We start from the raw sequence: 24,716 nt of genomic DNA on the forward strand, positions 1-24,716 counted from the left end.
TGGCTGCTAGTATCTAACCAAGTGGTCGACTTAAATTCTTGACGAGGATTACTCACCTTGAGCTTCTTCACTTTCAGGCAAATTTTATGCTCTCTGATTCAAGCTTTGTGTGGTCACAGCAATATCCCACATAAAGCCAAGCAATTCTCTGGCGACAGCTGTAATGGCGACTTGTGATTTCTTTCCCTTAGCAACTAAGCTTCGGTAGCGAAAACACAGCCTTTGCTGGGCCTTCCAAGAAATATCTTTAGCCTCTTGGCAGACACTGTCCGGGCGGTAAGTCACTAGCCAATTACCGACCTTAGCATTATTTCGATAAGCCCATGCGGCTTCGTACAGCAACCGTCTTAACTCAACATTACCAGTTTTGGTAATTCCAGATTTGCGAGTAGTACTCCCACTCGAGTGCTCACCAGGTATCAAGCCAAGGAATGCCATTATTTGCTTTGGATTAGTAAATCGAGAAAAGTCTCCGAGCTCAGCTACTACGGAGATAGCAATAGTGCGCCCAACTGCGTATTCCGCTGATTTCGGACACCCATTCCGCGTTTAACCGGACACCCTTTTCCCCAAGCTTTTCTCTACCCCTATTTTTACTCTACCTGTCCGGTTTGCGCTAGTTTTCTCATGGATTCACCTTTCAGTTCTATGCGGTGGCTATTGTGGATCAACCTATCTAACAGAGCATCAGCAACAGTGGCATTGCCGATCATGTTGTACCACTCCTTAACCGGTAATTGACTGACCATGATCGTGCTGCTCGTTTGGTATCTATCTTCAAGAAGCTCTAGCAGATGGCCGGCGTGATCTTGGCTCAGTTTCTCCATTCCCCAGTCATCTAAGATCAGGAGATCTTTTCGGGCTAGTGCTTGTAGCTGCTTTTGGTATGTGCCATCAAGTCGGCCTGAGCTAAGGTCGTCGAGCAGTCGGCTGAGGCGGTAATATCGAGCACTGTGAAGTTGCTCGCACGCATGTCCCGCCAAGGCGCAAGCCAGGTAAGTTTTCCCTGCACCCGTTGGGCCTGTGATCAGAACGTTTTGCTTCTTCTGAAGATACTTACCTGTAAGCAGTTCACTTATCTGTACTCGCCTTAAGCCTCGACCTTCTTCGTAGATGATTTGGCTAGCAAGCCCATCTAACCTGAGCTTTGCCTGCCGTTTCAGTCTGAGGATCTTAGCTTGATCCCTACCTAGTATTTCACTTTCCAACAGCAAGGTGAGCCTCTCCTCGAAGCTCAGTTCAGCGTAAGTGGAGGCTTGCTCTCGCTGCTGCTCTAACGCTGTTGCAGCATGACCAAGGCGCAGGACTTTGAGTTGTTCATTGATAGAGTTCATGGTGTGCTCCTAGTGATAACTATTCGGGCCGCGAACATTGCTGTGTTGGATGTCCGGTGTAATTTCTGGTGAGGTGGACAACCGACCCTCCCGGTGATTTTGCAGTAAGTTTTTGACGAACTGCAGGTACGGCTTATGAACGATGAGGGCATCTTTGCAGGCTTGTTCGAGACGCTGCTCACTATGTTTAGTTGATAGGTTCAGCAGCCCTAGACAGCTGCGGGTGGCTTGAGCGGGATGCTCTTTAGACTGGAGCAGGTAGCTAATGACTTCTCTCGTGGCGGGGCCGATCCTCGTTGCCCAACTCTGTAGCCTCTCTGGTGGCCATTTCTGATACTGGTGGTTACTTGGCATATGTTCTGTGTAGGTACTTTGGCCACGTGCCCTTGTGCTTGTTGGGTGTTGAGCTACGCATTGACCTTGATGGTAGATCCGAACAAGCTTACGACTGGCCTCTAGTTGAACATGCTGCCCAACCAACTGGTGTGGGACGGAGTAGTAATGCTGCTTATACTCGATATGGTAGTCCGGTCCCACCTTGGCTTGCTTGAACTCTGTATAGAGGAAGCGATCCGCCGGCAGAGGTCGCAAGGCGGGTTTATCAAGCGTGTTGAACAGCTCAGTCCGACTTGCATCCAGCTCTTTCATTCGACGTTGATTCAGTGACTGCATAAGCTCCTTGATAGCCAGATTAAGCTCTCTGAAGGTATGGAAGCGCTCATTTCGCAGCCGCATCATGATCCAGCGCTCAACAACAAGAACCGCATTTTCAGCCTTGGCCTTATCTTTGGGTTTGTATGGTCGTGCAGGCATGACTGCGGTTTGATAGTGGTAGGCAAGCTGGCGATAACTGTCATTAAGCTTCGGCTCATAACGATCTGTTTTAGTGACGGCAGCCTTGAGGTTATCTGGTACCAGCAATGCAGGTACACCACCGAAGTGCTCGAAGGCATTGGCATGAGCCTCTAACCAGTGCTCCAGCCTTTGGCTTTCACAGGCCTCGACGTAAGTGTAATTTGAAGCGCCCAGTGTGGCTACGAAGATTTGAGCGTTGCGAACTTCTCCAGTCTCGGGGTTGAAGATTGGGATGGTGGGGCCACAGTAATCTATAAAAAGCTTGTCTCCAGCTAGATGATTCTGGCGCATACTGCGCTTTTGCTTTTTAAGCCAGCGGCGATAGTGCTCACAGTACTGACTGTATCGATAGGCACGCTCTTGATGCTCCGCGACATACTCTTCCCATAACAACTGCTTGGTCATTGGAGGGCGGCGTAGCTCTTTGTGGATATAGCTACAGTTGGGCATCACCTTGCTAGCGCATGTGGTTTTGTCGCGATACAGCACTTGAGCAAGTTGAGCTTCTGAGTGGTTGTCTGGCAACGGCCAACCAACACCATAGCGCTCAAAGCGAGTAAGGATCTCGGAGATCGTTGATCGGCTTACTTTAGTACAGGAAGCGATTTTTCTAAGTGATAAGTGACACTCGTATTTGAGGCGCAATACCTCTTTGATCTTGTCCATAGACGTTCTCTTTTTCGGCATTCTCACTTCCTTGCTGCATTAAAATCGACAACAAAGATTGTGAGGTATTGATTTAAAAGAGAAAAGGTAGGGATTCCGGAGTATCCGGACAGGGTTTCCGCTAAACCGGACAGTGATTCCGGAGTTAGGCCAAAATCGTCCGGATTAAATCGGAACGGGTGTCCGGATTAAAACGGAATGACCGTCCGGATAATGCCGGAATAGGTGTCCGGTTTGCTCCGGCGCATGCACCCAACACCTTTCAAAGCTTGTAGTTGATTGACTAGGTTGTACAACGACCAGTTGGGGAGTAATCGATCAATCTCTTGGTCTAATTGCTCTATTCGATTCTCTATTTGTTCTAAGCTCTGTCGATAATGTTCATAGGCAATTTGTTGAGAAGCGATAGGGAAAGATTGATTTGCTAGCCATATTCGATGGCGAACAGTCCACATCTTTTTCTCATACCGCTTCCCTGTTCTCAGAAGAATGCTCTGGATCCGTTGCTTGGCTACTTTGGTGTCTTTCTTTGCACAACTTCTGGCTCGAACAAGATCCCGCATAGCTTCATGTGTCATGTCTGGCACCCAAACATCAACCAACTCGCCAGCTCTTAGCAAACGCGCTAGAGCAACAGCATCTCGATGATCATTTTTGATCTTGTTAGTCGATATTTTGGGAATTCTGGAAGGCGCCACAACAGTACAGTCTATATTCATGCTGAGTAGCAATCGATAGAGACCATAGCCAGTAGGTCCCGCTTCGTAACACACAAGAATTGTGCCGTGGAGTTTGATGAGCTTCTTCATCAGCCGAATGACGGCATCTTTCGCTGAAGAAATATTTCCATAGAATCGAACTTCCCCTTGGCGTTCCGGATTTGCAACCGCAACGGCAATGGTGTCCTTGTGTACATCTAGCCCAATGTAAGCAGAGTAGTTGACGGATTTCATATTGATGACCTCCAAAAACGCACCATAGGTGAGTCTTAGTATATAAGGTCATACCATCTGGTTGTTCGCGGATAACTCGCGAGGTGCTGATGCCAGCGCAATGCTTTACAGCATCATCGAAACGGCAAAAGCGAATGACCTAATCCTCTACAACTACATGGTTCATTGCCTGAAAGAGCTTGCCAAACCTGAGCCAGATATCGACTCGCTGCTTCCTTGGAACTTCGATTATTAAAGCGCACCACGTGGGATCGTGGGGCGCTTACAAAAGATTAAATAGATCAGCTAGATTTTGTCACCACAAACCCCCGAATTCAACTGCGAAGTGCGACACTCTCCAATATCAAGCAGCTAAAGCCATTTTGGTAAATACAATGGCTGGCTGTTTGAAGCCTAAACACTTTCTTGGTCGATAATTTATCCGCGATAAAGCAAACTCTATATCAATGTCCGTCACCGTCGATAGATCGGTTCCTTTCTTCACATATTGCCTCAAAAGGCCGTTCGCATTCTCATTAGCACCTCGCTCCCAAGAGCTATAGGGATGAGCAAAGTACACATCTGCCTCCAACTCTTTTGCGATAGTTTCATGACCTGCAAACTCTCGCCCGTTGTCCGCGGTGATGGTATGCACATGCTCCTTGTAAGGCATGAGTAGCTCTATTGTCGCCTGGGTAACGTCATCGGCTGACTTAGATGGTACTTTCTTTACCAAGTAAAACCGGGTCTTACGCTCTAAAATAGTTACCATTGCGCCTGTACCATGCTTACCTAGAACAGTGTCAATTTCCCAGTCACCAAACCGCTCTCTGCCGTCAACAATGCTTGGTCTGTCATCAATTGAAACGGCATTCTTAATCGCAGGAGCTTTCTCTTTTTGTAAGCGTTCACCTGCCCCCTATTGACACAGAAAATGTGACTAAGAGCACTTGATCCACTTTTGCCTATTGATTGATCATTCCGCTGGCTCATGCTGGAAACCATGAAAAAGAAAAAAGCCAGCTTTAAACTAGCCCCGCCTGAGGTCTCTAATCTAAGTGAGGCAAAGGCGCTTATTGACGAGCTCTGGGAGCAGCTTCGGTTTTATGAGGATAAGCTTGCGACCAGTTCACGGAACTCCTCAAAATCACCTTCATCGGACGGCCCTAAAGAGCGAGCCGAAAGAAAAAAGCTCAAAGCCCTAGTAGTGGCAATACGCGAGGAGCTCAACAAGGCCACACAGGGCATCGACGAGAAATCAGCAAACTAAAACCCACTGACAACGTTGTTAAATGCTTGCCTGACTCTCAATGTCCATGTTGTGGAAAACCCGACGTCAAAATAAACTCGTCGCCATTTTATCGCCACCAAGTTCACGAAATACCCGAGCCTGTTGTTCACATCATCGAATATCAACTTTATTCTGGCCATTGCTCCCACTGTCAAACCCAAGTTCGAGCCAAGAAACCAGATGATGCCCCACAAGGTATCTTGGGTCCGAATTTATTAAGCTACATCGCCTTGCTTGCGGGGCAGTATCATCTCAGTGTCCGTAAAATCCAATCTCTACTCAAAGAGCATTTGGGAACAACCTTTTCGATTGGTGCTATCAGTGAAGCTCAAACCAAAGTGGCCTCAATGCTAACACCACTGCACCAAGCCATTAAACTGGCAGTGAACAAAGCGCCGTTAGTTCATATCGATGAAACCTCACACATCCGTAATGATGAGCAGAGTCTAAGATGGTGTTGGCTGGTTGCCAGTGAGGATCTTGTTTATCAGAAGATCTTATACTCCCGCTCCATACACTCTGCCAAGCTTGTGCTCGGAGAAAAATACACAGGTATCGTTGTCTCTGATCAATATGCCAGTTACAACTGGCTACCTAGCGAAAACCACCAACTCTGCTGGGCTCATGTAAAACGAAACTTACAGCAGATGGCCGACTACAGTGGTGGTGGGCATACGGCCTTTATTGGTCAGCACCTATGCTTTATTGTCAACTTGGTCTTCCGTAATCGTCACAACTTAGAAGAAGGCCACATCACAGAACTTGTCTACCTTCGCAGAATGCAGCGCTTGAGGAAATCGTTACATAGTTGGCTCAACAAAGGCACAGATGTGATGGTTAAGCGATATCGAGGAAGGTGTGCTCACTTACTTAAGCATGAAAGTAGCTTGTGGGTCTTCCTCAAGGATCTCACGATCCCTCTGACCAATAATGAGGCGGAGCGACGTCTTCGAGGTTGCGTGATCATGCGTAAAATTAGCTATGGAACCACTTCTGATGCTGGTGACAAGTTCCGAAGCCGGATCCATACGCTTATCGAAACCTGCAAGAAACGCGGCCTATCAACAATGGATGTGTTGAGTCAGATTATCACTGCTGTTGTGCACCGCCAACCATACCCTGATGTCTTTGAGCTTGCTACTTGAGTCAAGCTACTCCGGTGAACGGTTACCTCTTTTTTACCGCGACGATACCGCTTATGGCCTTGCCTCAAGTGGCGATATAATTTACCGCCTGAGCGCTTGTCGCTAGCAACAAAACGATAAATCCACTCATGGCTGACTGCTGCGCCGGCTTTCGTTAAGACGTTGGATATCTGCTCTGGACTCCAATCCGCCTCTAGAAGAAGACGAATAAAGTCAACACGTTCCTTTGGAATTCGGTATTTTAGTGCAGCTCTCCGTCTGGTGATGGACACCATCTGTGCCGTGCTTGGACAGTAATGATTGCTCTTACGGCCTCTTTTTAGCTCTCGATAAACCGTCGAGCGATGGCATTGAACTGTTTTAGCGATTTCAGAAACTGAAATTCCCCGTTCCAAAAGAGCAGAAATCTGGTATCTTCTGCCCTCGGTCAACTGCTGATAATTCATGGTAGTACTGCTTGTTTCTTTGGCGAGAAGAGCGTACCACTTTCAGCAGTTGGCTTCCTCTTCTACACCTTCCCATGAATGTCGCACTTATTATCTGAAATCGGGCCCATCTTTCTTCACACACTCTATTAGCTTGAAAATGTTCCTCATGAACAATCTTGTTTCATGCCCCGTCAGCAAGCCTTTGGACAAAACTGTTTTATAGGTTTTCCTAAATTAGCACTTGATGGATTACCTGATGTATAGCGAATCTTCTAAACAATAGACTAAAACCAGTCATCCACTACAATTGGACGATTTCGGACGAAAGGCGGTAAGCAATGGTATTTATAAAGATACTGGTCTTGTCACCCTGACACAGTAACTTTTTGAACAGCATCCTAGAATCTTACGAAAATGTAGAATTTCTCATTGAAAAATAAACTCGGCCTTCCGGGCGAGTTTATTTTTTATTAGTCTGGAGCGGTATTAAAACCTCTTACGACCGTTCGAAGAAACAACAAACTAACTTAATCCGTAAGTGCTTCAACTTGTTTTTCTTGTTTTTTTGAAAACGCTTTTTCAAGCTCTTCAACACATGCAGTACCACTATTGATTAAACCAGCAAGTGCCACGGCCATTGCACTATCAGATTTGGTTTTGCTCATCAGGTTTTCTAATACACCTTGAATGCTTTCCCAAGCGCCAAGGAAGATGCTGGCACTTGATGGCTCTGTAGGCCAATCAGGAATAGGAGAGGGGTCAAATGTATGTGTTGGCTTTTTTCCTGCCTCCATATCTTTGATGCCATCAATAAATTCTTTATCTACACCCTGCAGGGCAATATGAACCGAGGTGATCACACCACTTACTTTTTTAAAGTCTGAAGCCTTCACTTTTTTCTTACAAATCCCCATAGTCGTCAATAAAAGTCCATCGACGGCTAAAAGATAGTGAGTATAACCAGTCCAAACCTTGATTTGTTCTTGATATTGGTTGGTATCGTTCATCGCATATTTCCTTATGTAATGGATAATTATCACCTTTATAAAAAGTGAAGCCTATTTAATCCTCGAAACTGATATATCCAGCTTCCTCGGCATCCTTTTGAATTTGTGTGAGTAAGTCTTGAGCCTTTGTAGCTAGGGCTTGATCGATAAAACTATTCGCAATAGTGATCGTTTCACCTGCTTTATTGGTTGATGAGAACGCCTGTGTGTGCTTCATGGCTGCAGGTAAGTCATGCAACGCTGCTTGTAGCCCCACTTGTGCTTGGTTAAAGGTTGCTTGTTTCTCTTGTACTTGCTTTTGGATGACTGCAATATCGCGGGTGATTCTATCGGTGTGTAGTTCATATGAAAGAGCGGACTCCAGTAATTCTCTAAGCACTTTATCCTGTTTGGAAATAAGTGTATTTGCAGTGTTTTTGAAGGTTTCAATACTACTTGCCGCACCTTGTTTAACCGGATCATGTTTATCAACACAATCTAGATGTTGTAACAAGCCTGATAGCGGGTCAAGTATAGAGACGAGGGTATGTAGGATATGCATTGATTTTGCGATCTTCGGCTGCGCAATAGATGCGATGAATTCAGCGTCGTGGCTTAACGCTGAGAGTGCAGAGGCATAGTCAATCAATATTTCATGAATGATTTGGCTGGAATTTAAAGATTGATGAGCTAAGTTCTCAACGTTTTCGATTTGTTCAACAACACATTGAACACTGTGATCCAACTCTTGCTCAAGTGATTTTAATCTGAACTCATATTTTTTATTCAATTGATTATCTAGCGTATAAGCTTGTGCTATTGCAGAAGAGAGTGTGGCAGCGCCGAGCGCGATTTCATCAAAATAATCTAACGAAACGGCCAGAGTTCGTGAAGAAGGAACTAAGTCAGTCGTTTGTTTTAAAAGGCTATCCATGACTTTTCCTGCTTGAATCAACTCATCACAAGCTTTCACAATATCGAGCATTCCTTGTGCTTGATGAGTGAGAGGCGCTTTTAAATCTTCAATCAGTCGGTTTAAAAATCCAAACTGTTCAATGAAATCAAAGCTTTTTGCACAGTCTTCCATAAGATTTTTTAAATCAATAGAAGCCAAATGGAAGTTTGCAGGTACTGTACACGCAGTATCATAGGTATTCAGATCTTGAACGAGTCTTGAGCCTATCTGACGGAGGACGGCTAAATCATCATGAGCTTTACTAGCACGGAGATGAAGCTCATGTAGTGGTGTGATGCAATCAATAGGTGTTGCGGCATAGACAAGAGCAGAGATATGCTTGGTAATACTGACGTCTTGTGTATCTATTTGATAGGCTTGAGTCGAGCGCTTGCTAATGCTTGCAAGGGACTGAAATCCTTGTAAAAGCTGTGTGCCATACATGGCTTTACTGAGAGGAGCTGATTGTGTCAGTGATTGTAATTGAGCAACCGCACCTTTTCGGTGGGTATCTAAGGGGTATGTATCACTTGCAACATTTACGTTAGGTTGATTTGGCCAATCAGGAAGCGTTGCGGGACTATTAGGATCAATGGCCGTACCCGAAATTGCGCTAATAAGTAAATTGATATCCAGACTGAAGTTTTTATTGTCACGTGTATTGTATTGCTTCATTATACTTGTGACTTCACTCCAAGCTTTAAGGCCTTCGTTTGCTGTATCTTCACCACCTTGAGATTTCCATTGCTTAGGACTCCCATCATTGATATTATCTTGGAGCAGATCAATAATCGGCTTAATCCCGATTTTTTCCTCAACTTTTTCCGTTAATTCATTAATTAAATTCTCAAGCCCTGTGTATTTCAAAATTTCATGAATAATAGGTTTGCAGACTTTTTCAAATATCCAATGGACAGCATCTAAGGCCCAGCGAATAGGTTTAATGGCATGCACCACTTTATGAAAGCCATCAATAATCGGCTGAAAAGCATGCTCAACCCATTCAAGACCCTGATCGATCATCTTCATCGTCGATTTCATCTTTTTAAAAGCATGGCTTAATGCTTCACCAATTGAGCCTATAACTTTGGTGATTTTATTTAAAAATTCAGCCAAAGGCGCAAGTGCTTTGCCTACATCATCTTCTACTTTATTAAGTGCAGTTAGCAACTTATTTAATCGCTCAGCAGGTTCGCTCCCTTTTAATATTTTAGTAAGAGGGACTGCAATTTCTGATAAATAATGAAGAATTTCAATTGTGTTGAGGTAATCCGGGATCGTCATACTAATGGTATTTACAATGTCATGCGCTTTGGATAACCCTTTATTTAAGTCATCAAATGCAGTTTTACAGGGTTTAATAACACTATGGTCGATACTCTGGCATGTATCATTAGTTTCAGTGACAATTTGTCGACTCGTGTCAACGACTTGGGTGCAAGGTCCTGTGACAACATCAACCAAAGGCACAGCATCAAGGATGTCCAAAACGCCTTCAAGCCCGGTGAGCATTTCACCAATACCGCTAAGCAAACTAGGAACTTCATGAAGGTCAATCAGAACTCTATCCACAACATCTACAATTTCATGTGCTTCATCGATTGGGAGTTCGAGTGCTTGAACTTTTTTTGCTGACTGACTTAAGGCGTCTAACGTATTAATAAAAGGTTCTGAGCGGGTGATTAAAGCAACAGCCATAGATATTATTCCTTATATAAGTAAAGGGACATGATTTCTAAAATCGCGAGCAGTGTTCTACTTTATTTATAGTAAAAACAATTGCTAGTGAATGGTGTTTTATTTATATATTACTCACCTCTTTCACTCATTGCTTTTGATGCAGTGAAATATAAAGCGTAATTTGTTACTAAGGTGGTGGAATTTTGTGAGCTTACGACAGAATAGCTCAACCTAGTCGATTAAGCATTCGTATCACCCCAGGAATCTATACACGATCTAATTCATAAAACACAGTCTTTCATAATCAATGTTAGTATCATTGCATACTTTTTTAGGCAAGTAACTATTTCAAATAGTAAAGTTGGATTAGTGACAAAAAATGAGACGAACCGCATGCAAATTGGTAGCGGGCTCAAACTGACTAGATGTTAAGTTCAAATTAATACCCCTCAATATCTTCAAAATCATCATCAGATAATTGCCCTGAGACATCGAACACTACCGTAGTTTCTTGTTTAACTGGAGTCGAATTGATTGAGCTTGGCCCGTCTGATCCCACATCATTAAACTTTGCTAATTTTGAAGTATTGCCCGTTTTGGGCAAGCTAGCCTTATTGCTTTTTGCACTGCGGAATCTATCGGTCTCTTCCTGAATACGTTTTTTCATGTACAGGAACGTATCCGCAAGCGCCTCATCATCAGCAAGCTGCTTAGTATTAAGCCTACGTACTTTTTGTATTCGCTCATGCTCAAAAAGGGACAGCCCTTTTGTATATCCGCTGTTGTCTACCGCTGGAACTTTTGTGTACCTCTTTTCCGATTCTAGGTAAACATGAATAGAGCTGATATCAGAAGGGTCTGTTTTGGTCTTAACAAAAAGCTTTTTACCATTATTGGATGCCCAATATTTACGGTATTCAATAAGTTCGGAGGACTGATAGCGTAGGTTATGAAGCCTAATTCCTGCTACTCCGATGGTTCGGTGTCTAAGTAAGCCTAGCTCAACTCTAAGCTGCTCCTCCTCGGCACTATCGTAGTAGGAGGGAGTCCACTCTGATTGATTCCACTTGTGATATGGAATGTCACGTTCTCTTGAGTCTGGTGCCATATGGTAGTAATCGATAATCCACTTGTGGAGCAACTCAAGAAACACAGAAACTCTAACCACCGCATCCTTCTTTGGGTTGTATTCTTGCAGTTGAGTGGGATTGGTGAATGTTTTTCCAGGCAGTGCATTCACTAACCCTTTGTTCATCTGATCAAACAGCTTTTCGATCCCAGACTTTCGCCAAGGCTTAGCTGCTTGACTGTATTGGATGTCTGATACCAGAGGCCGCAAAGAATCTTCCAAGCTTTGACTCCAAAACTCGGCACCATTATCGACAACTAAACAGTCAATCTTACCGTGACAAGGCCATTCATTTTTAATTGCGTATTTCGGAGCATTCCGATCAGTCATTTCGGGATTATCCGATCACCTATTTCGGTTTAAACCGATCACTGATTCCGCGATTATCCGATCACTTTTAACCTAACTCTGAAATCGGTGATCGGAATAGCGAAAACCGCGATCGGAAAGTCCGAAATCCTACCTTTTTCTCTTTTAAATCAATAGCTCGCTATTCTTTACTTCTTAAACAAGAAGGTAAGGAAGCGACAATGGCAAAAAAGAGAACTCCAATGAACAAAATCAAAGAGGTATTACGCCTTAAGTACGACTGTGGTCTCTCAAATCGCAGCATCGCTTCTTGCCTTAAACTCGGCCCTTCCACCATATCGGAACTCCTTACTCGCTTTAAACAAAGCAAACTTGGTTGGCCTCTACCTGAAAGTTGTAGCGATGCTGAGATCACTCAAGCTCTGTATCACGGCAAGAAAGCCAGTCGCGATAAAGTCATGCCAGACTTCACTCAATACGCAGTCGAACTCAGACGTAAAGGCATGACGAAGATGTTGCTCTGGCAGGAATATCATGAGCAATATCAAGAGCAAGCTTACGCTTACACTCAGTTCTGCGAGCACTTCACTCGTTGGTTCAAAACCCAAAAGCGCAGCATGCGTCAGCTCCATGTTGCAGGTGACAAGCTGTTTATCGATTATTGTGGACCTCGACTTCAAGTGGTCAATCCTGATACAGGTGAAGTACGCGAAGCAGAAGTGTTCGTGGCGACCTTAGGTGCGTCCAATTACACCTATGTTGAAGCCTTCCCTAGCCAAGGGAAGTCCTACTGGTTGGAGGCTCATGCGAATGCGTTCGAACACTTCGGCGGCGTGCCACAACTCTTAGTTCCCGATAATCTACGTAGCGCGGTCACCAAAGCGAACCGCTATGAGCCAAGGCTTAACGACAGCTATCAGAAACTGGCGAATCACTATCAAACCGCAGTGATGCCAGCTCGCCCCTACAAACCGAAAGACAAAGCCAAGGCAGAGAATGCCGTGCTCCTAGTGGAACGCTGGATCATGATGCGGCTGCGACATCAAACCTTCCATACCTTCAAAGAACTGAACCTTGCTATCCATGAGCTTATGAATGACTTAAACGAACGTGAGATGAAACAGTATGGCGCGAGTCGTAAAGCGCTGTTCGACAAACTCGATAAACCCGCTCTAAAGCTTCTGCCCAAACAGCGTTACCTGTACACCGAAACCAAACGAGCCAAAGTTGGGCCTGATTATCACATCGAATATCGTCGTCACTACTACTCGGTTCCACATCAACTTGTTGGTCACCATGTCGAACTGGAAGCCTCCAACCGTCTGGTGCAGATCTACCATCAAGGTAACTTGGTCGCCCAACATCCACGCAGCCAAAGAGAGCGCGGCAACAGCACACAGCCTGAGCACATGCCAAGCAATCATCAACATCAAAAGTGGTCACCTGGTCGGTTACTCAACTGGGGCGCCAATATTGGCCCAGCCACACGAGAAGTCATCCATAAGATGCTGAACTCTAAGCCTCACCCAGAGCAGTCTTATCGCTCTTGTCTTGGGTTACTCAACCTAAGCAAAGCCCATGGTAAATCGCGCCTAGAGCAAGCCTGTAAAGATGCGCTGATGCTAACAAAACCCAATTACACCTTCATCAACAACCTGCTGAAGCACAATCGTGAAGGCCAACTAAGCAAAGACAAAGTGAGTACACCAAACCTCGTTCATAGCAATGTTCGTGGCCCGAACTGTTACCACTAGGAGAAGAAAGATGAACGCACTGAACGACCAACTCAAAACTCTGCGCTTGAGCCATGCCGCGAAAGCGCTAGAGCAGCAACAAGAGCAACTAACCACCTACGCAGAGCTGGACTTCGAGGAACGGTTAAGCCTGCTTCTGGAAAGTGAGATCTTGAACCGTAACCAGTCCAAAATCCAAAGGCTAAAACGGCAAGCCAAGCTGAGAGTGGATGCTCAGCCGAGTCAGCTCATCTACAAGGAGGGACGAAACCTGAACCGCAAACAGATGAGTGAACTACTAACGGGCAGTTATCTACACAAGCACCAGAACATCTTGATCACAGGCCCAACGGGAGCAGGCAAAACGTATCTTGGCTGCGCACTAGCAACCAATGCCTGTGACCAGCAGCAAACAGCAAGGTACTACCGACTAAGCAGACTACTGGACGACCTGACCGCAGGTCGTCTGGATGGCAGCTATCAAAGGCAACTTCAGTCCCTTGCTAAAAAAACACTGCTAATCCTTGATGACTGGGGAATGGAAAAACTGACTCAAGAGCATGCAGGCCATCTTCTGGAAGTGCTGGAAGACCGCTACCAAAACAGCAGTACGATCGTTATCAGTCAACTGCCCGTTAAGGAATGGTACAACATGATCGGTAATGCAACCGTTGCAGACGCTCTCATGGATCGGCTGGTACACAATAGTCATCGAATAGAACTGGGAGGTGAGTCAATGAGAAAACTGGCGTAATCCGATCACTTAGAGTAAAAATAGGAAGAGAGAAAAACGGCAGACTCATGTGATCGGAATAAACCGAAATGAGCGATCGCAATCACCGAAATACGCATTAATCGATGGGTACTTTCGCTTGACCCAGTTCTTGTCTAGCAGTGAGTTCAATAGTGCCTTTCTAACAGAGTCAAAACTAGGCTCTCTAAAGTTGACACTGCATCCCACGATACATTTACTGAAACGGTCATAAAGCATCGTCAGATAGGGCCGCCCTAAAGGAATCTCTAACTCATCATCAATCAAAATCACTGGAACTGGGGTATGGTCAATTTCGACATATTCCATTGGTTTAGTCGCAGCAACTTGTTGACCAATCGCTCGAAACTCCCGATCTGCATATCGTTTGCCAAACCTTGCAATCGCTACTTCATAAGGAGGTAGTTTGTGTATTCGATTATAAAAAGAGCGCTCAGAAATTGGTTTGATTTTCTCCTCGACAATCCCGCGATTTATTTGAATCACTCGACTCTTATAGTACCGATATGCTTCAGCAACACTTAGTCGTTCACGAGTCAGATATATATTGTTAATTGCTTCATCAATTAGGGATTGAGAGTCGATTTCTCTTTGTCTGTTCCCCTTATAGGTATGCTTCGGAATAAGTGCACAAAGGTCTTTACCCGCTTCAAAGTAAGATTTTTTCCAGGTTGCTAAAGTTCGCCAACTCGGGGGAGTGAGCTGTAATTCCGATTCCACGAGACTTAAGATAGGGTTCAAGTTTTTCTCGGTCCATCCACCTTTTAAACGCTTCTCCACGAAAACGATGATTTTGATACGACGGATAACTTCTTGTTGTACCCTTTTCGACTGGCTGTCTAGGGTTGATAAAATTTCAACAGGCTCTTGAAATAGCTCTATTGGAGGCTGTTGCGACTCTCCCTCAGAAGCTTCAAACTCATCAAAGAACCCAAATATGCTATTAGAGTTCGATGACATAATTAACACCAAACGTAGGTTTCAAGACCAAAGCCAATGCCGATTAGGTCTGTTTTAACTTGCCCCGAAGAGATCCAAGGTAGAGTAGAGATAAGTGTGTCCTGCTCCGATAAACCGAAATACAACGATACCTCTTGTAACTTCACCATTTGTTTACGTTGAATAAACGCCAACACTAACTTTTGAAACTCAGTCACGGTTCGCAATCCGGAGTAACGGTGTAGTAGCTTGAAGTTATCTAAAGTTGGTCCCATTCTAATTTGCTTCTCAGTAACTAAAACTAAGCGTCTGTTAAACTCATTCAATGCAACTCTTTGTTTCTCTGTGAATCGGTCTCTGAAGTCAGGTTTGAGAATCTGGCTAGAGTGTTTTACTTCGAAGAAAGTTGAACGGTCATCCTGATCTGTCACCAAAAAGTCGGGGGTATATCGGCACTTTCGATTATTGAATTGATAGTGGAAACCAAAAGGTTGGGAGGTCAGGGTGAGATCGTGAACGTTTTATAATCAAAATAACGATCGATTTGACGATCACATCTACCTGTGATCATATACTCCCTTTTTAGGGAGCATACGATGCACATTGACCACTTCAAAGAACATTTCCAAACGATGACCGACCAACGCCAAGGAGCAAAGGTAACTTACTGCTTGTTTGAAGTTCTTTTTGGCTCGCTATGTGCCGTGATTGCCGGTGCAAAGGGCTGGTTTGATATTCGTGAGTACATTCTCGGACACCACGATTGGTTTAAACGCAATGACCTCTTTTTGAATGGTATTCCTGCCGATGACACGATTGCCCGCATAATATCTACGATAGAGCCCGAGCAATTCCATAAGTGCTTTGTTAGCTGGATATCGTCGATACATACACTCACCGACGGCCAAGTCGTTGCGATAGATGGCAAAACGCTTCGCGGCTCCTACAATCGCGAAGACAGAGCAAGCACTATTCACATGATCAGCGCCTATGCCTCATCAAATAAGCTCGTATTGGGACAGCTAAAAACCGAGCAAAAAAGCAATGAAATAACGGCAATCCCAGAGCTGATAAAGATGCTCGATATCAAGGGGGCTCTCGTCACCATTGATGCAATGGCCTGTCAAACCAAGATAGCCAAAGTCATTGTAGAACAAGGAGGCGACTACTTGCTTGCAGTGAAGTGTAACCAAGGAAAACTTCGACAAGCGATAGAAAAAGCGTTCTCCACTGAGCGAGCAAATGTGGCAGAAGACATTGTGCTTGAAGACGGGCATGGGCGTATAGAGTCTCGCCAATGCTATGTATTTGACAGTGCCAAACTTGAAGGTAACTTCTCTCGTTGGAAAGGCTTGAAGAGCATTGTTATGGTTGAAAACTTCCGCTTTGAGAAAGGAAAAGCAATAGGCCTAGAGTATCGTTACTACATCAGCTCCAAAGAGCTTAGCGCCGAGCAAGCAGCGACAGCAGTCAGAGAACATTGGGGTATAGAGTCAATGCATTGGGTGCTTGATGTGAGTATGAATGAAGACGCGTGTCAGATATACAAAGAGAACGGCGCAGAGAATCTGTCTTGCTTACGCCATATGAGCTTGAATATGCTCCGTGCAGAGCCAACCAAGTTGAGCATTGTTGGGAAACAAAAGCGATGCATGATGAATACAGCCATGCTAGAGGCGGTATTAAGTGCTGGTTTTAATCTGGCGGTGAAAAACTAGACACTCATGCGGTCGCCCTGGTTGGGAGGTAAAGCTTTTTATGTCTGCGTTATATTCGAGGTGAAAACAGAAATCAAACTCTAAAATGGACAGAGTGCGAACAACAGCACCATTCTTCAAGCTCATGAACTTACAGATGTTGTGTACGTGAGATGACTTCTTGGTTTGGTCGAACATAGCAAAATCACTTTTGTTGTAAACCTACAACAAAAAAATAGACTATGAAGACTTATGGTGCAAATATGAAGAAAGCCTGCAATTTATGCAAACATATATTGCAGGCTTCAGAAGGGTGGAAGCCCCAGCCACATCCCGGCACACAAGTCACTCGCTGCGGCTGCTTCCTTCCGGACCTGACCGAGTTCACGAGCTATTGTTGCGAGAGGACCAGGGCCTCCATAGATTCGTTTGTTGGAGGAGCTTGCCTCTCAACGTGTGGGCATTATTCATTATCCGCTGGCTGAATGCAAGGGCTTCACAAGCCATTTGCTTTCAAATGCCTAACTCTTATACAAAAGACGCCCACCGTATTACCTGTTAATCGTGATAACAGCGCCTAAGACGATTAGTCTTCTGACTCAAGCTCCATCGTACGCAGGATATAGTCCGTCATCCATGCGCTGCCTAGTAAACAGAACCACAGTACAAATACGGGATGAGGAACATCAACATTAGGATGAACAATCAGTCCTGCAAAACCCACGGTTGGCAGTGTCCAGGTCAACAGTTTGCTCCAGCGAAAGTCTCTCAGGGCAGACAGGCGCTCAACAGAGCCCATTATCGCAGTGATGCATAGCGTCACCAACGCAGGATAAATCAAGCCAGAAATCCACATTGGGACTAAAAGACCCAACGTCCACCAACTGTGCGCGCGGGATGGCTGCCAGTAATGCAGGCACCAAGAGATCGACACCACACACAGGGTTTGTACGACTGTGAGTAGTGGAGTTCCATCAAGTTCGCCGGCGGCTTGAGTGTAGGTGATGCCGCTCAGCAAAGCCATCGCAATCGCACCATTCATAGCGATCACCCAAATACTGCTGCGGCGTGAAAACACCACCATCAACATTGGAGTTAGCATCCACAAGCTTATTGATAGTGAGACGGGCTGGTGGGACAAGGTAAATCCATAGATCACCATAGTGACCACAAACCAAATCCCGGCAAAGCGTAATCGACTCGCGAGCCAAAGTGCAGGGATGATCACGACAAGTGCCGGCAACTCTCCTTGGCTGAACATCATCGCCTGCGAACATATGATCGCTAGAAAAACGGTGGCTAGGAACTGAATCGTCGCATAAACCATATACTCTCCTTATGGCTCTCCCCGATGGGGTTATTATCTGTGAGCAATAATGCTGCTAACTCGATATCGATGGGTACTAGATTCCCTGTACCCGGGTAAGCGGCTTTTCATTTTTACGTATTTCAGTGTTAGGCTGAGGCGATAAATAACTCAGTAACACGGGTACAAATTGAGTATGAATGAATTTTTAGCGCAAATCTTTGCTGTAATTCAACAAATTCCTCATGGAAAAGTCTCTACCTACGGAGATGTAGCAAAACTTGCCGGTTATCCCGGCTATGCACGTCAGGTGGGTACCGCACTTTCACGCTTGCCAGAAGGCACTAAATTGCCGTGGCACCGGGTGATCAACAGTCAGGGTAAAATCTCGTTAAGTGGCGATCGCTTGGCAGTGCAAATGGAAAAGTTGCGTGCAGAGGGCATTCTAGTCGCTGAGGGAGGAAAAATATCGCTAAGGCATTATCGGTGGTTGGTAGAAACGAAATAAAGGGAGCCTTAGCTCCCTCTACAAATCCTTGTTTGTGCTAACGAACGCCAATCAGACGCAGGTCTATGGTGTGCGTTTTGTTACTGTCCGTGATCACCGGGTTTGAGGTATCAGTGATAAAACGAAGTCGTCCATCCACCTCAATTCGGGCGCTGACGCTATATCGATGGCGTTGCTCGATCTCTGACACTGTGTACGGCAGTTCGAACTTAAATGGCACTTGTGCACCATTGGTTTCAAAGCGCTGACGCGCTAGAACTCGAGCTTTCGCATCGGCCAGTGACACGTCTTGCAATGTCACCTCAACGACGGCGTTTTCAGGAAGCGCAATGCGCTCGCGATAGGTAATTGTCCCTGCTACCATTTTTACTTGAGAAACTAACTCCTGTTTCTCGGACTGCTGACAACCAACTAGCGTTGTGGTCCCTAGTATGACTGACGCAGCCAACAGTAGTGCTTTTTTCATAAAGCCTCTAATATTCAAAAGGACGCAAGGAGTATAGTTATACGCGAATTTCATGTCTCTAGTGAGTATTATTTTTTACAGTTATCTGACGCGGTGGGAAAAGTGTGATCTTTCCTCGACCTTCTCCACCAAGTTATTGAGTGCCAACTCACTTTCGCAATCTCATTAGTGTTGTTATACCCTGTCATATATTGAAAAAAGAAAACACATGTGAGGTTTTATGAGCCGTTCTCTTGATGAATTGTTAAGGCTTCTGCAACTAGAGAGGCTCGAAAAGGGATTATTTCGTGGCGATAGCCAGAATCTAGGTTTGCCGCAGGTCTATGGAGGCCAAGTGATCGGTCAAGCCTTATCGGCTGCTCGCTATACGGTGCCAGAAGATCGCTATGTGCACTCCTGCCATAGCTACTTTCTCCATCCTGGTGACCCAGAAAAACCGATCATCTACGACGTCGAAAACCTGCGCGATGGTCGCAGTTTCAGTACTCGGCGGGTGAAAGCGATCCAAAACGGGCGCTCCATCTTTTTCCTTACCGCCTCTTACAATCACAACTCCGAGGGATTTGAACACCAAAATGTGATGCCCGAGGTACCCGGCCCTGAAAATTATGCCTCTGAGAGCGAGTTGGCCTCTCAGATAGCCCATATCTTGCCGGAAAAGCTCAAGCAAACCTTTTGTGGTGAAAAACCCATCGAGGTGCGACCAGTGACTGTGATCAACCCCCTCAAGCCGCAAAAAGCCGAGCCAACCCAATACTTATGGATCAAAGCCAATGGCCAGTTGCCTGACAACCAATTACTTCATCAGTACTTGCTCGGTTATGCATCCGACTGGGGCTTTTTAGTCACGGCGCTTCACCCCCATCAAGTATCATTGATGACGCCCAAGCTGCAGGTGGCGACTATCGACCACTCCATCTGGTATCACCGTCCGTTTAACTTTGACGACTGGCTGCTGTTTGCGATTGAAAGCCCGACTGCCAGTAACGGTCGTGGTCTTGTAAGGGGCGATATTTATAACCGTCAAGGGCACTTGGTGGCGAGCGCGGTTCAAGAAGGGGTGATGCGCTACACCTAAACCTACTCGACTTGGGGCTTATTTTTCGGGCCGAGCACTCGCTCTGAGATCCCATCGGTAGCATCACCAATCAGACTAAATGGGGTCATTACGACCCCTTTGACCGCCCCTTGAGTGGCCTGCTCGGTGATTTTTTTACTGTTCTCAACCAGATGGTTGGCATTGGCGAGCATGACCGGTACCTCTTGCCGAAGTTGCTGTGATTCTTGGATGACACTCGGCACCACATCGGTTCGATAGCCCTGCAGCTCAGTCACCAAGTCAGGAAGGGTCTGTTGACGATACTGACTGAGCTCCTCTAGCGTCGCGGGCATGGTTTGTGTCTGCAGTAACTCAACTTGGCTTAATATCGCCGGAATTTTGCTGTCCACCGAACGCACGGTTGCTTCCACCTCACTCATCACCTGATTCACTTCAGTTACAGCCCCAATAACCTCGGGCAAAGTGTCATCAAACGAGCGACTGAGTGCCAACCACTCTTCCACTTGCAGGCTTTGAGTGATCTGCTCGATATCGGCTACGACCTCGGGATAGACCGTCAGAACTTGGTCGAGCTTTTGTCCCACTTGATAGACCGAGAAGCCGAGATAACCAATAGCCACCGCCATAGTAAGGCGGCTCAGTGAGGCGAAATAATCCTTCATTTCATCGTCCTTTGTTAATCAATCGGCAACGCTGTGGTGTACTTTAATGGTTCCATCGCAAAGGTTGAGGTCACGTTGGAGATCCCCTCCACACTGTTGACCAACTTCTTATAAAATGCATCAAAGCACTTCATGTCCTTGACTTGCACTTTCATCATATAGTCATACTCACCCGCCATGCGATAAAACTCCATCACCTCAGCGAAATCTTTGACCGTAGTAACAAAGTCCTGATACCACTGATGGGAGTGGTTGCTGGTTTTGACCATCACAAAGGCGGTAAATGCCAACTCAACTTTCTCAGGGTCAAGCAGCGCAACGCGCTTGCCAATCACCCCACTCTGTTCCAGTTTCTTTAATCGCTTCCAGCAAGGTGTGGTGGTTAGGTTGACGGCTTCGGCCAACTCGTTCAAGGAGAGCGTTGCATCTTGCTGCAGCAACTTGAGTATTTTTCGATCAATGGAATCTATCATATCGAGCGATTGGAGAAAAATTTTCTACATATAGGTAATTTAGCAATTAATATAGCAAAGTTTTTCTCGCAGTAACGATATACATTATCCCTAATATCTCAAAAAACTAGGACAACCCCATGTGCACCGATCACCAGTGGATTAAATCTGCTATCCAAAAACTCGATGCAGATTTTCAACGCTCTGCCGACACCCACCTAATCAAGCTTGATTTACCAAGCCTAAGCGGTGTGGATATCTATCTGAAAGATGAGAGCACCCACCCCACTGGCTCGCTGAAACACCGTCTGGCTCGCTCGCTGTTTTTGTATGCGATCTGTAATGGCTGGGTTGGCCCTAACACGCCAATCATTGAATCCTCTTCGGGCAGCACCGCGGTTTCAGAAGCCTACTTTGCCCGTTTGCTTGGCTTGCCCTTTATTGCAGTGATGCCAAAAACTACAGCCAAGAAAAAGATCGAACAGATTGAGTTTTATGGTGGTCGAGCTCACCTAGTGGATCGCTCAGATGAGATTTATGCTGAGTCGCATCGCTTGGCAAAGGAGCTTGGTGGTCACTATATGGACCAATTTACCTATGCTGAGCGCGCAACCGACTGGCGCGGTAACAACAACATTGCCAACTCTATCTTCAGTCAGATGACGATGGAGACTCACCCTGTGCCGACTTGGATTGTGATGAGCCCGGGTACCGGCGGCACGTCTGCCACCATCGGTCGCTTTATTCGCTATCAACAACACAACACCAAGCTATGTGTGGTTGACCCTGAGCAATCGGTGTTTCACCGCTATTTCCAGACTGGGGATTGCAGTGTCACCCATCACTGCGGGAGCAAAATTGAGGGCATTGGTCGTCCACGTGTAGAACCAAGCTTTATCCCTGGCGTGATTGATGAGATGCGTACCATCACCGATGCTGCGAGTGTCGCGACCGCACACTGGTTGGAAGGCATCCTAGGGCGCAAAGCGGGCCCATCGACTGGCACCAATTTGTATGGTGCGCTGCAGCTGGCAACCGAAATGAAGCACCGTGGTGAGACCGGTTCTATCGTTACCCTGCTCTGTGACAGTGGTGAGCGTTACCTAGACACTTACTTCGATAGAGAGTGGGTGGCGAACAACATCGGCGATTTAACCCCGTATCTTGAGCAGCTAGAGGGCTTGCAACAAACGGGCAAGTTGGCTGCGCTATAAGCAATAAAGCCTCCCATCGCTGGGAGGCCTCGTTCTTTTCAAGAATAAGTAGACGTTGTTAGTTAAACAGCCCTTTCAGCAAGCCATCTACCGCCTTACGAGTCTTTTCATCCTTTATTTTATCACCGAGTTTTTCATCCAATTTTTGTAGGCCGCGGTCAATCTCTTGCTGCGCTTTTTGCTTCATCACATCATCAAACACCAGAGCAAACTTCGGCTCTGCCCACTCACCGTGAATGCGAATCGGGATAGTGACATCTTTAAGCTCATCGATATTCTCACCACCCTGACCTTTCAATGAGCCAACAATTGAGGTGCTGATGGTCATGTCCATCGACTCTTTGATGTAGTTTGCCTGCCCATCTCCACTCACACGAAGCAGCGGTGATTGTGCCGCCAAATCGTTGGTTGTCACTACCCCTTGGTTGAGTTTCAGCGTTGCAGTCATGGCCGAGAAGTCGGTTTTTTGTGGGCCATCAACCCCGTCGATCTGCTTACCGGTGAAACGGGCGTAGTTTTCACGGATAAGCTGCGCAACATTAATCCCATTAACGGCCCCATCGGCAAAGTTAATCACCACAGTGCCAGCTAGATTTTGCTTGATCCCGGCCGGAGTCAGGCTTTGACCTGTGATATCAATATCGATATTACCCGTGCCCTCGAGCAGATCGACCTCGGCAGCATCAGTAAGCAACGGCTTAACCTGAACGCCCGTCACTGTCGCTTTCTTGCTGTAGGTCGCTGGTGACCGATTCGTGTTGAGTTGCCCAGAAGCTTTGACTGAGCCTTGGTAGAGGTTGGCAGAGAAAGACGACAGTTTAGCAACACCTTTGCGCACCGACATTGTAGTCTCAACATCGCTCAGCTTGACATTACTTGCCTTAAACTGACCAATAGTCACTTTACCTTCAAGATCGAGCCCTTGTAATGCACTTAAATCAGGCTCAACCTCCTCGGTTGACCCAGACTGAGTTGAGCCAGATGAAGCTTGCTCTTGACTCTCTTGCGCGGGCAACAGCGCATCAAGATCAATCTTTGGACTTTGCAGATCAAAGCGGATCTTGGCGATCTCCGACAATCCAACCGACACACTGCCCATCAACTCCGTATCCAGTGCACTCAACCGCTTCAGTGCCACCTCCAGCTGACTGGCCGGAACATCAAACTGGATATCACTGCTCAGCGTAGACTCAAGCGGGGAAACCGGCAAATCATCCCCAGTCACGCTTGTTGAGAGCTCGAGATCGGTCAGCTCAACAAGCTCGATAGCCTGATCAATATTTAGGCTAGCACTGCCCGTCGTATTCAGACCGAGCTCCGCTAGCTGGCCAATCAGTTCAAAGCTCAATGCGTTGTCTTGATCAAAAGCAAAGGTATCCAACTTGAGTGCAGCACGCTCAATCTGATTAACCGGGTCTTGCATACTGGCTTCAAGGTTAATTTCGCGCAGTTGATAACTTGCCAACCCTTCAGCAAGTAAAAGCTCCAGTCGGGCTGACGCTGAAAATGTCTGCTGATTAAGCTGACCTTTGAGTGACGCCTCTAGCTGTGACCATTGGTCAAACGCAAACTCAGTCAATCTCAAATTGACATCAGAAAGTGCGATATCCTGCCCTGTTTGCGCGTCTTTCATCATAAAGGCGGCATTGCTTATGGTGATACCCGCTAAGTTGATATCCCACGCCTGGTTTCCAACAGAAGTCTCGGCTGGCGCATCGGCTGCTGACTGAGTCGCTGGGGCTGGCTGCTCAGATGGCGCCATGAGTGCATCGAGGTTGCTGCTGCCATCGCTACGACGCTCAAGCGCAATGTTGGCACCATCGAGCACAACATTACCAATCTCAAGGCGCTGATCAAACAGGGGCATGACTGAGACGTTGACCTCGACTTGCTCCACCTCAAACAGGTTGGCTTGGCTAAAGCCTTGGGGGTTACGCAGTTCAGTGTGTCCAATTGCAAGACCAACCGATGGGAAGAACTGCCAACTGATATCACCGTCAATCACCAGCGACATCCCAGTATGTTGCTCGACTTGCTCAACAATCAGTGGCTTAAATTGATTGGGGTTGACCATGGTTACCAGCGCGATGATTGCACCGCTCACAACCACAACCAACACACCAAGGATGATTAAGAGTTTTTTCATTAGCTTCGTCCTTGCTAAAAACAAAAAAAGTGGCGCCGAAGCACCACTTTT

16 protein-coding genes, 1 other RNA gene and 9 pseudogenes are annotated in these 24,716 nt (G+C 46.1%); 8 read left to right on the forward strand and 18 right to left on the reverse strand.

Going from position 1 to position 24,716, the window contains the following annotated elements:
• Positions 1–84 precede the first annotated feature (84 nt).
• The 4 genes and pseudogenes from ACZ5R2_RS13770 to ACZ5R2_RS13785 all read right to left on the reverse strand — a co-directional run.
• Positions 85–513: pseudogene (locus ACZ5R2_RS13770) on the reverse strand (transposase); the annotation flags it as partial.
• An 80-nt stretch (positions 514–593) separates the two neighbouring features.
• Entirely contained in the window at positions 594–1,334 is a 741-nt protein-coding gene (istB, locus tag ACZ5R2_RS13775) for an IS21-like element helper ATPase IstB (RefSeq protein WP_464899931.1), read from the reverse strand.
• Between the two features lie 9 nt (positions 1,335–1,343).
• Positions 1,344–2,876 carry an IS21 family transposase gene (gene istA / locus ACZ5R2_RS13780; RefSeq protein ID WP_464899932.1) on the reverse strand — a complete coding sequence of 511 codons (1,533 nt, stop codon included), beginning with the start codon at positions 2,874–2,876 and terminating at the stop codon, positions 1,344–1,346.
• Positions 2,877–3,106: 230 nt separating this feature from the next.
• A pseudogene (locus ACZ5R2_RS13785) lies at positions 3,107–3,808 on the reverse strand (IS110 family RNA-guided transposase); the annotation flags it as partial.
• 46 nt (positions 3,809–3,854) lie between these two features.
• On the opposite strand from ACZ5R2_RS13785, the pseudogene ACZ5R2_RS13790 reads away from it, so the two are divergent.
• A pseudogene (locus ACZ5R2_RS13790) lies at positions 3,855–4,043 on the forward strand (transposase domain-containing protein); the annotation flags it as partial.
• A gap of 108 nt (positions 4,044–4,151) precedes the next feature.
• Here ACZ5R2_RS13790 and ACZ5R2_RS13795 read toward each other — a convergent pair.
• Positions 4,152–4,682 (reverse strand): annotated as a pseudogene (locus ACZ5R2_RS13795) (IS30 family transposase); the annotation flags it as partial.
• A gap of 108 nt (positions 4,683–4,790) precedes the next feature.
• On the opposite strand from ACZ5R2_RS13795, the gene tnpC reads away from it, so the two are divergent.
• Positions 4,791–6,223 (forward strand): IS66 family transposase gene (tnpC, locus tag ACZ5R2_RS13800; protein WP_464899933.1). Its coding sequence is split into 2 segments (ribosomal slippage): positions 4,791–4,980 and positions 4,980–6,223, totalling 1,434 coding nucleotides; the frame shifts between segments, so codons are not numbered across the junction.
• Positions 6,224–6,249: 26 nt separating this feature from the next.
• Here the strand turns inward: tnpC and ACZ5R2_RS13805 are convergent.
• The 4 genes and pseudogenes from ACZ5R2_RS13805 to ACZ5R2_RS13820 form a co-directional block, all read right to left on the reverse strand.
• A pseudogene (locus ACZ5R2_RS13805) lies at positions 6,250–6,669 on the reverse strand (IS30 family transposase); the annotation flags it as partial.
• A 509-nt stretch (positions 6,670–7,178) separates the two neighbouring features.
• The gene (locus ACZ5R2_RS13810; RefSeq protein WP_464899934.1) at positions 7,179–7,658 is read right to left on the reverse strand and encodes a hypothetical protein; all 480 of its coding nucleotides are present in this window, start codon (positions 7,656–7,658) and stop codon (positions 7,179–7,181) included.
• Between the two features lie 55 nt (positions 7,659–7,713).
• Positions 7,714–10,290: a hypothetical protein gene (locus ACZ5R2_RS13815; RefSeq protein WP_464899935.1), complete on the reverse strand. Its 2,577-nt coding sequence runs from the start codon at positions 10,288–10,290 to the stop codon at positions 7,714–7,716.
• Between the two features lie 421 nt (positions 10,291–10,711).
• Positions 10,712–11,704 (reverse strand): annotated as a pseudogene (locus ACZ5R2_RS13820) (Mu transposase C-terminal domain-containing protein); the annotation flags it as partial.
• A gap of 227 nt (positions 11,705–11,931) precedes the next feature.
• Between ACZ5R2_RS13820 and istA (ACZ5R2_RS13825) the strand changes: the two are divergent.
• A complete protein-coding gene (gene istA, locus ACZ5R2_RS13825; RefSeq protein ID WP_464899936.1) occupies positions 11,932–13,464 on the forward strand; it encodes an IS21 family transposase in 1,533 nt (510 codons plus the stop codon).
• A 10-nt stretch (positions 13,465–13,474) separates the two neighbouring features.
• A complete protein-coding gene (istB, locus tag ACZ5R2_RS13830) occupies positions 13,475–14,197 on the forward strand; it encodes an IS21-like element ISVch3 family helper ATPase IstB (protein WP_464899937.1) in 723 nt (240 codons plus the stop codon).
• A gap of 96 nt (positions 14,198–14,293) precedes the next feature.
• On the opposite strand, the pseudogene ACZ5R2_RS13835 reads toward istB (ACZ5R2_RS13830), so the two are convergent.
• Together ACZ5R2_RS13835 and ACZ5R2_RS13840 are read right to left on the reverse strand one after the other, a co-directional pair.
• Positions 14,294–15,175, reverse strand: a pseudogene (locus ACZ5R2_RS13835) (Mu transposase C-terminal domain-containing protein); the annotation flags it as partial.
• Between the two features lie 2 nt (positions 15,176–15,177).
• Positions 15,178–15,660 (reverse strand): annotated as a pseudogene (locus ACZ5R2_RS13840) (Tn7 transposase TnsA N-terminal domain-containing protein); the annotation flags it as partial.
• A gap of 90 nt (positions 15,661–15,750) precedes the next feature.
• On the opposite strand from ACZ5R2_RS13840, the gene ACZ5R2_RS13845 reads away from it, so the two are divergent.
• Positions 15,751–16,872: an ISAs1 family transposase gene (locus tag ACZ5R2_RS13845; protein ID WP_464899841.1), complete on the forward strand. Its 1,122-nt coding sequence runs from the start codon at positions 15,751–15,753 to the stop codon at positions 16,870–16,872.
• Between the two features lie 18 nt (positions 16,873–16,890).
• Here ACZ5R2_RS13845 and ACZ5R2_RS13850 read toward each other — a convergent pair.
• The 3 genes and pseudogenes from ACZ5R2_RS13850 to ACZ5R2_RS13860 form a co-directional block, all read right to left on the reverse strand.
• A pseudogene (locus ACZ5R2_RS13850) lies at positions 16,891–17,049 on the reverse strand (TnsA endonuclease N-terminal domain-containing protein); the annotation flags it as partial.
• Positions 17,050–17,168: 119 nt separating this feature from the next.
• An RNA gene (gene ffs / locus ACZ5R2_RS13855) (signal recognition particle sRNA small type) lies at positions 17,169–17,265 on the reverse strand.
• A gap of 172 nt (positions 17,266–17,437) precedes the next feature.
• Positions 17,438–18,178 carry a VP0952 family biofilm-associated protein gene (locus ACZ5R2_RS13860; RefSeq protein ID WP_438457679.1) on the reverse strand — a complete coding sequence of 247 codons (741 nt, stop codon included), beginning with the start codon at positions 18,176–18,178 and terminating at the stop codon, positions 17,438–17,440.
• Positions 18,179–18,353: 175 nt separating this feature from the next.
• Between ACZ5R2_RS13860 and ACZ5R2_RS13865 the strand changes: the two genes are divergently transcribed.
• Positions 18,354–18,665, forward strand: a complete 312-nt coding sequence (locus ACZ5R2_RS13865; RefSeq protein ID WP_464899938.1) for an MGMT family protein — start codon at positions 18,354–18,356, stop codon at positions 18,663–18,665.
• Between the two features lie 37 nt (positions 18,666–18,702).
• Here the strand turns inward: ACZ5R2_RS13865 and ACZ5R2_RS13870 are convergent, their stop codons facing one another.
• Positions 18,703–19,131 carry a YbaY family lipoprotein gene (locus ACZ5R2_RS13870; RefSeq protein WP_464899939.1) on the reverse strand — a complete coding sequence of 143 codons (429 nt, stop codon included), beginning with the start codon at positions 19,129–19,131 and terminating at the stop codon, positions 18,703–18,705.
• Positions 19,132–19,351: 220 nt separating this feature from the next.
• Here ACZ5R2_RS13870 and tesB point away from each other — a divergent pair, with 220 nt between their 5' ends.
• Positions 19,352–20,209: an acyl-CoA thioesterase II gene (gene tesB, locus ACZ5R2_RS13875; protein WP_464899940.1), complete on the forward strand. Its 858-nt coding sequence runs from the start codon at positions 19,352–19,354 to the stop codon at positions 20,207–20,209.
• Between the two features lie 2 nt (positions 20,210–20,211).
• Here the strand turns inward: tesB and ACZ5R2_RS13880 are convergent, their stop codons facing one another.
• Together ACZ5R2_RS13880 and ACZ5R2_RS13885 are read right to left on the reverse strand one after the other, a co-directional pair.
• On the reverse strand, positions 20,212–20,853 hold the full coding sequence (locus ACZ5R2_RS13880; RefSeq protein WP_464899941.1) for a hypothetical protein: 642 nt from the start codon (positions 20,851–20,853) through the stop codon (positions 20,212–20,214).
• Between the two features lie 14 nt (positions 20,854–20,867).
• On the reverse strand, positions 20,868–21,326 hold the full coding sequence (locus ACZ5R2_RS13885; RefSeq protein ID WP_464899942.1) for an Lrp/AsnC family transcriptional regulator: 459 nt from the start codon (positions 21,324–21,326) through the stop codon (positions 20,868–20,870).
• Positions 21,327–21,445: 119 nt separating this feature from the next.
• On the opposite strand from ACZ5R2_RS13885, the gene ACZ5R2_RS13890 reads away from it, so the two are divergent.
• Positions 21,446–22,519: a PLP-dependent cysteine synthase family protein gene (locus ACZ5R2_RS13890; protein WP_464899943.1), complete on the forward strand. Its 1,074-nt coding sequence runs from the start codon at positions 21,446–21,448 to the stop codon at positions 22,517–22,519.
• Positions 22,520–22,577: 58 nt separating this feature from the next.
• Here ACZ5R2_RS13890 and ACZ5R2_RS13895 read toward each other — a convergent pair whose 3' ends face one another.
• Positions 22,578–24,665, reverse strand: a complete 2,088-nt coding sequence (locus tag ACZ5R2_RS13895) for an AsmA family protein (protein ID WP_464899944.1) — start codon at positions 24,663–24,665, stop codon at positions 22,578–22,580.
• Positions 24,666–24,716 lie beyond the last annotated feature (51 nt).

The sequence above is a fragment of the Vibrio sabulosilitoris genome (genome assembly GCF_055391395.1).

What these genes read in the sequence shown, in the direction of transcription:
- istB (WP_464899931.1), bottom strand. Translation starts at nt 1,334, where the DNA reads ATGAACTCTATCAATGAACAACTCAAAGTCCTGCGCCTTGGTCATGCT.
- istA (WP_464899932.1), bottom strand. Translation starts at nt 2,876, where the DNA reads ATGCCGAAAAAGAGAACGTCTATGGACAAGATCAAAGAGGTATTGCGC.
- ACZ5R2_RS13810 (WP_464899934.1), bottom strand. Translation starts at nt 7,658, where the DNA reads ATGAACGATACCAACCAATATCAAGAACAAATCAAGGTTTGGACTGGT.
- ACZ5R2_RS13815 (WP_464899935.1), bottom strand. Translation starts at nt 10,290, where the DNA reads ATGGCTGTTGCTTTAATCACCCGCTCAGAACCTTTTATTAATACGTTA.
- istA (WP_464899936.1), top strand. Translation starts at nt 11,932, where the DNA reads ATGGCAAAAAAGAGAACTCCAATGAACAAAATCAAAGAGGTATTACGC.
- istB (WP_464899937.1), top strand. Translation starts at nt 13,475, where the DNA reads ATGAACGCACTGAACGACCAACTCAAAACTCTGCGCTTGAGCCATGCC.
- ACZ5R2_RS13845 (WP_464899841.1), top strand. Translation starts at nt 15,751, where the DNA reads ATGCACATTGACCACTTCAAAGAACATTTCCAAACGATGACCGACCAA.
- ACZ5R2_RS13860 (WP_438457679.1), bottom strand. Translation starts at nt 18,178, where the DNA reads ATGGTTTATGCGACGATTCAGTTCCTAGCCACCGTTTTTCTAGCGATC.
- ACZ5R2_RS13865 (WP_464899938.1), top strand. Translation starts at nt 18,354, where the DNA reads ATGAATGAATTTTTAGCGCAAATCTTTGCTGTAATTCAACAAATTCCT.
- ACZ5R2_RS13870 (WP_464899939.1), bottom strand. Translation starts at nt 19,131, where the DNA reads ATGAAAAAAGCACTACTGTTGGCTGCGTCAGTCATACTAGGGACCACA.
- tesB (WP_464899940.1), top strand. Translation starts at nt 19,352, where the DNA reads ATGAGCCGTTCTCTTGATGAATTGTTAAGGCTTCTGCAACTAGAGAGG.
- ACZ5R2_RS13880 (WP_464899941.1), bottom strand. Translation starts at nt 20,853, where the DNA reads ATGAAGGATTATTTCGCCTCACTGAGCCGCCTTACTATGGCGGTGGCT.
- ACZ5R2_RS13885 (WP_464899942.1), bottom strand. Translation starts at nt 21,326, where the DNA reads ATGATAGATTCCATTGATCGAAAAATACTCAAGTTGCTGCAGCAAGAT.
- ACZ5R2_RS13890 (WP_464899943.1), top strand. Translation starts at nt 21,446, where the DNA reads ATGTGCACCGATCACCAGTGGATTAAATCTGCTATCCAAAAACTCGAT.
- ACZ5R2_RS13895 (WP_464899944.1), bottom strand. Translation starts at nt 24,665, where the DNA reads ATGAAAAAACTCTTAATCATCCTTGGTGTGTTGGTTGTGGTTGTGAGC.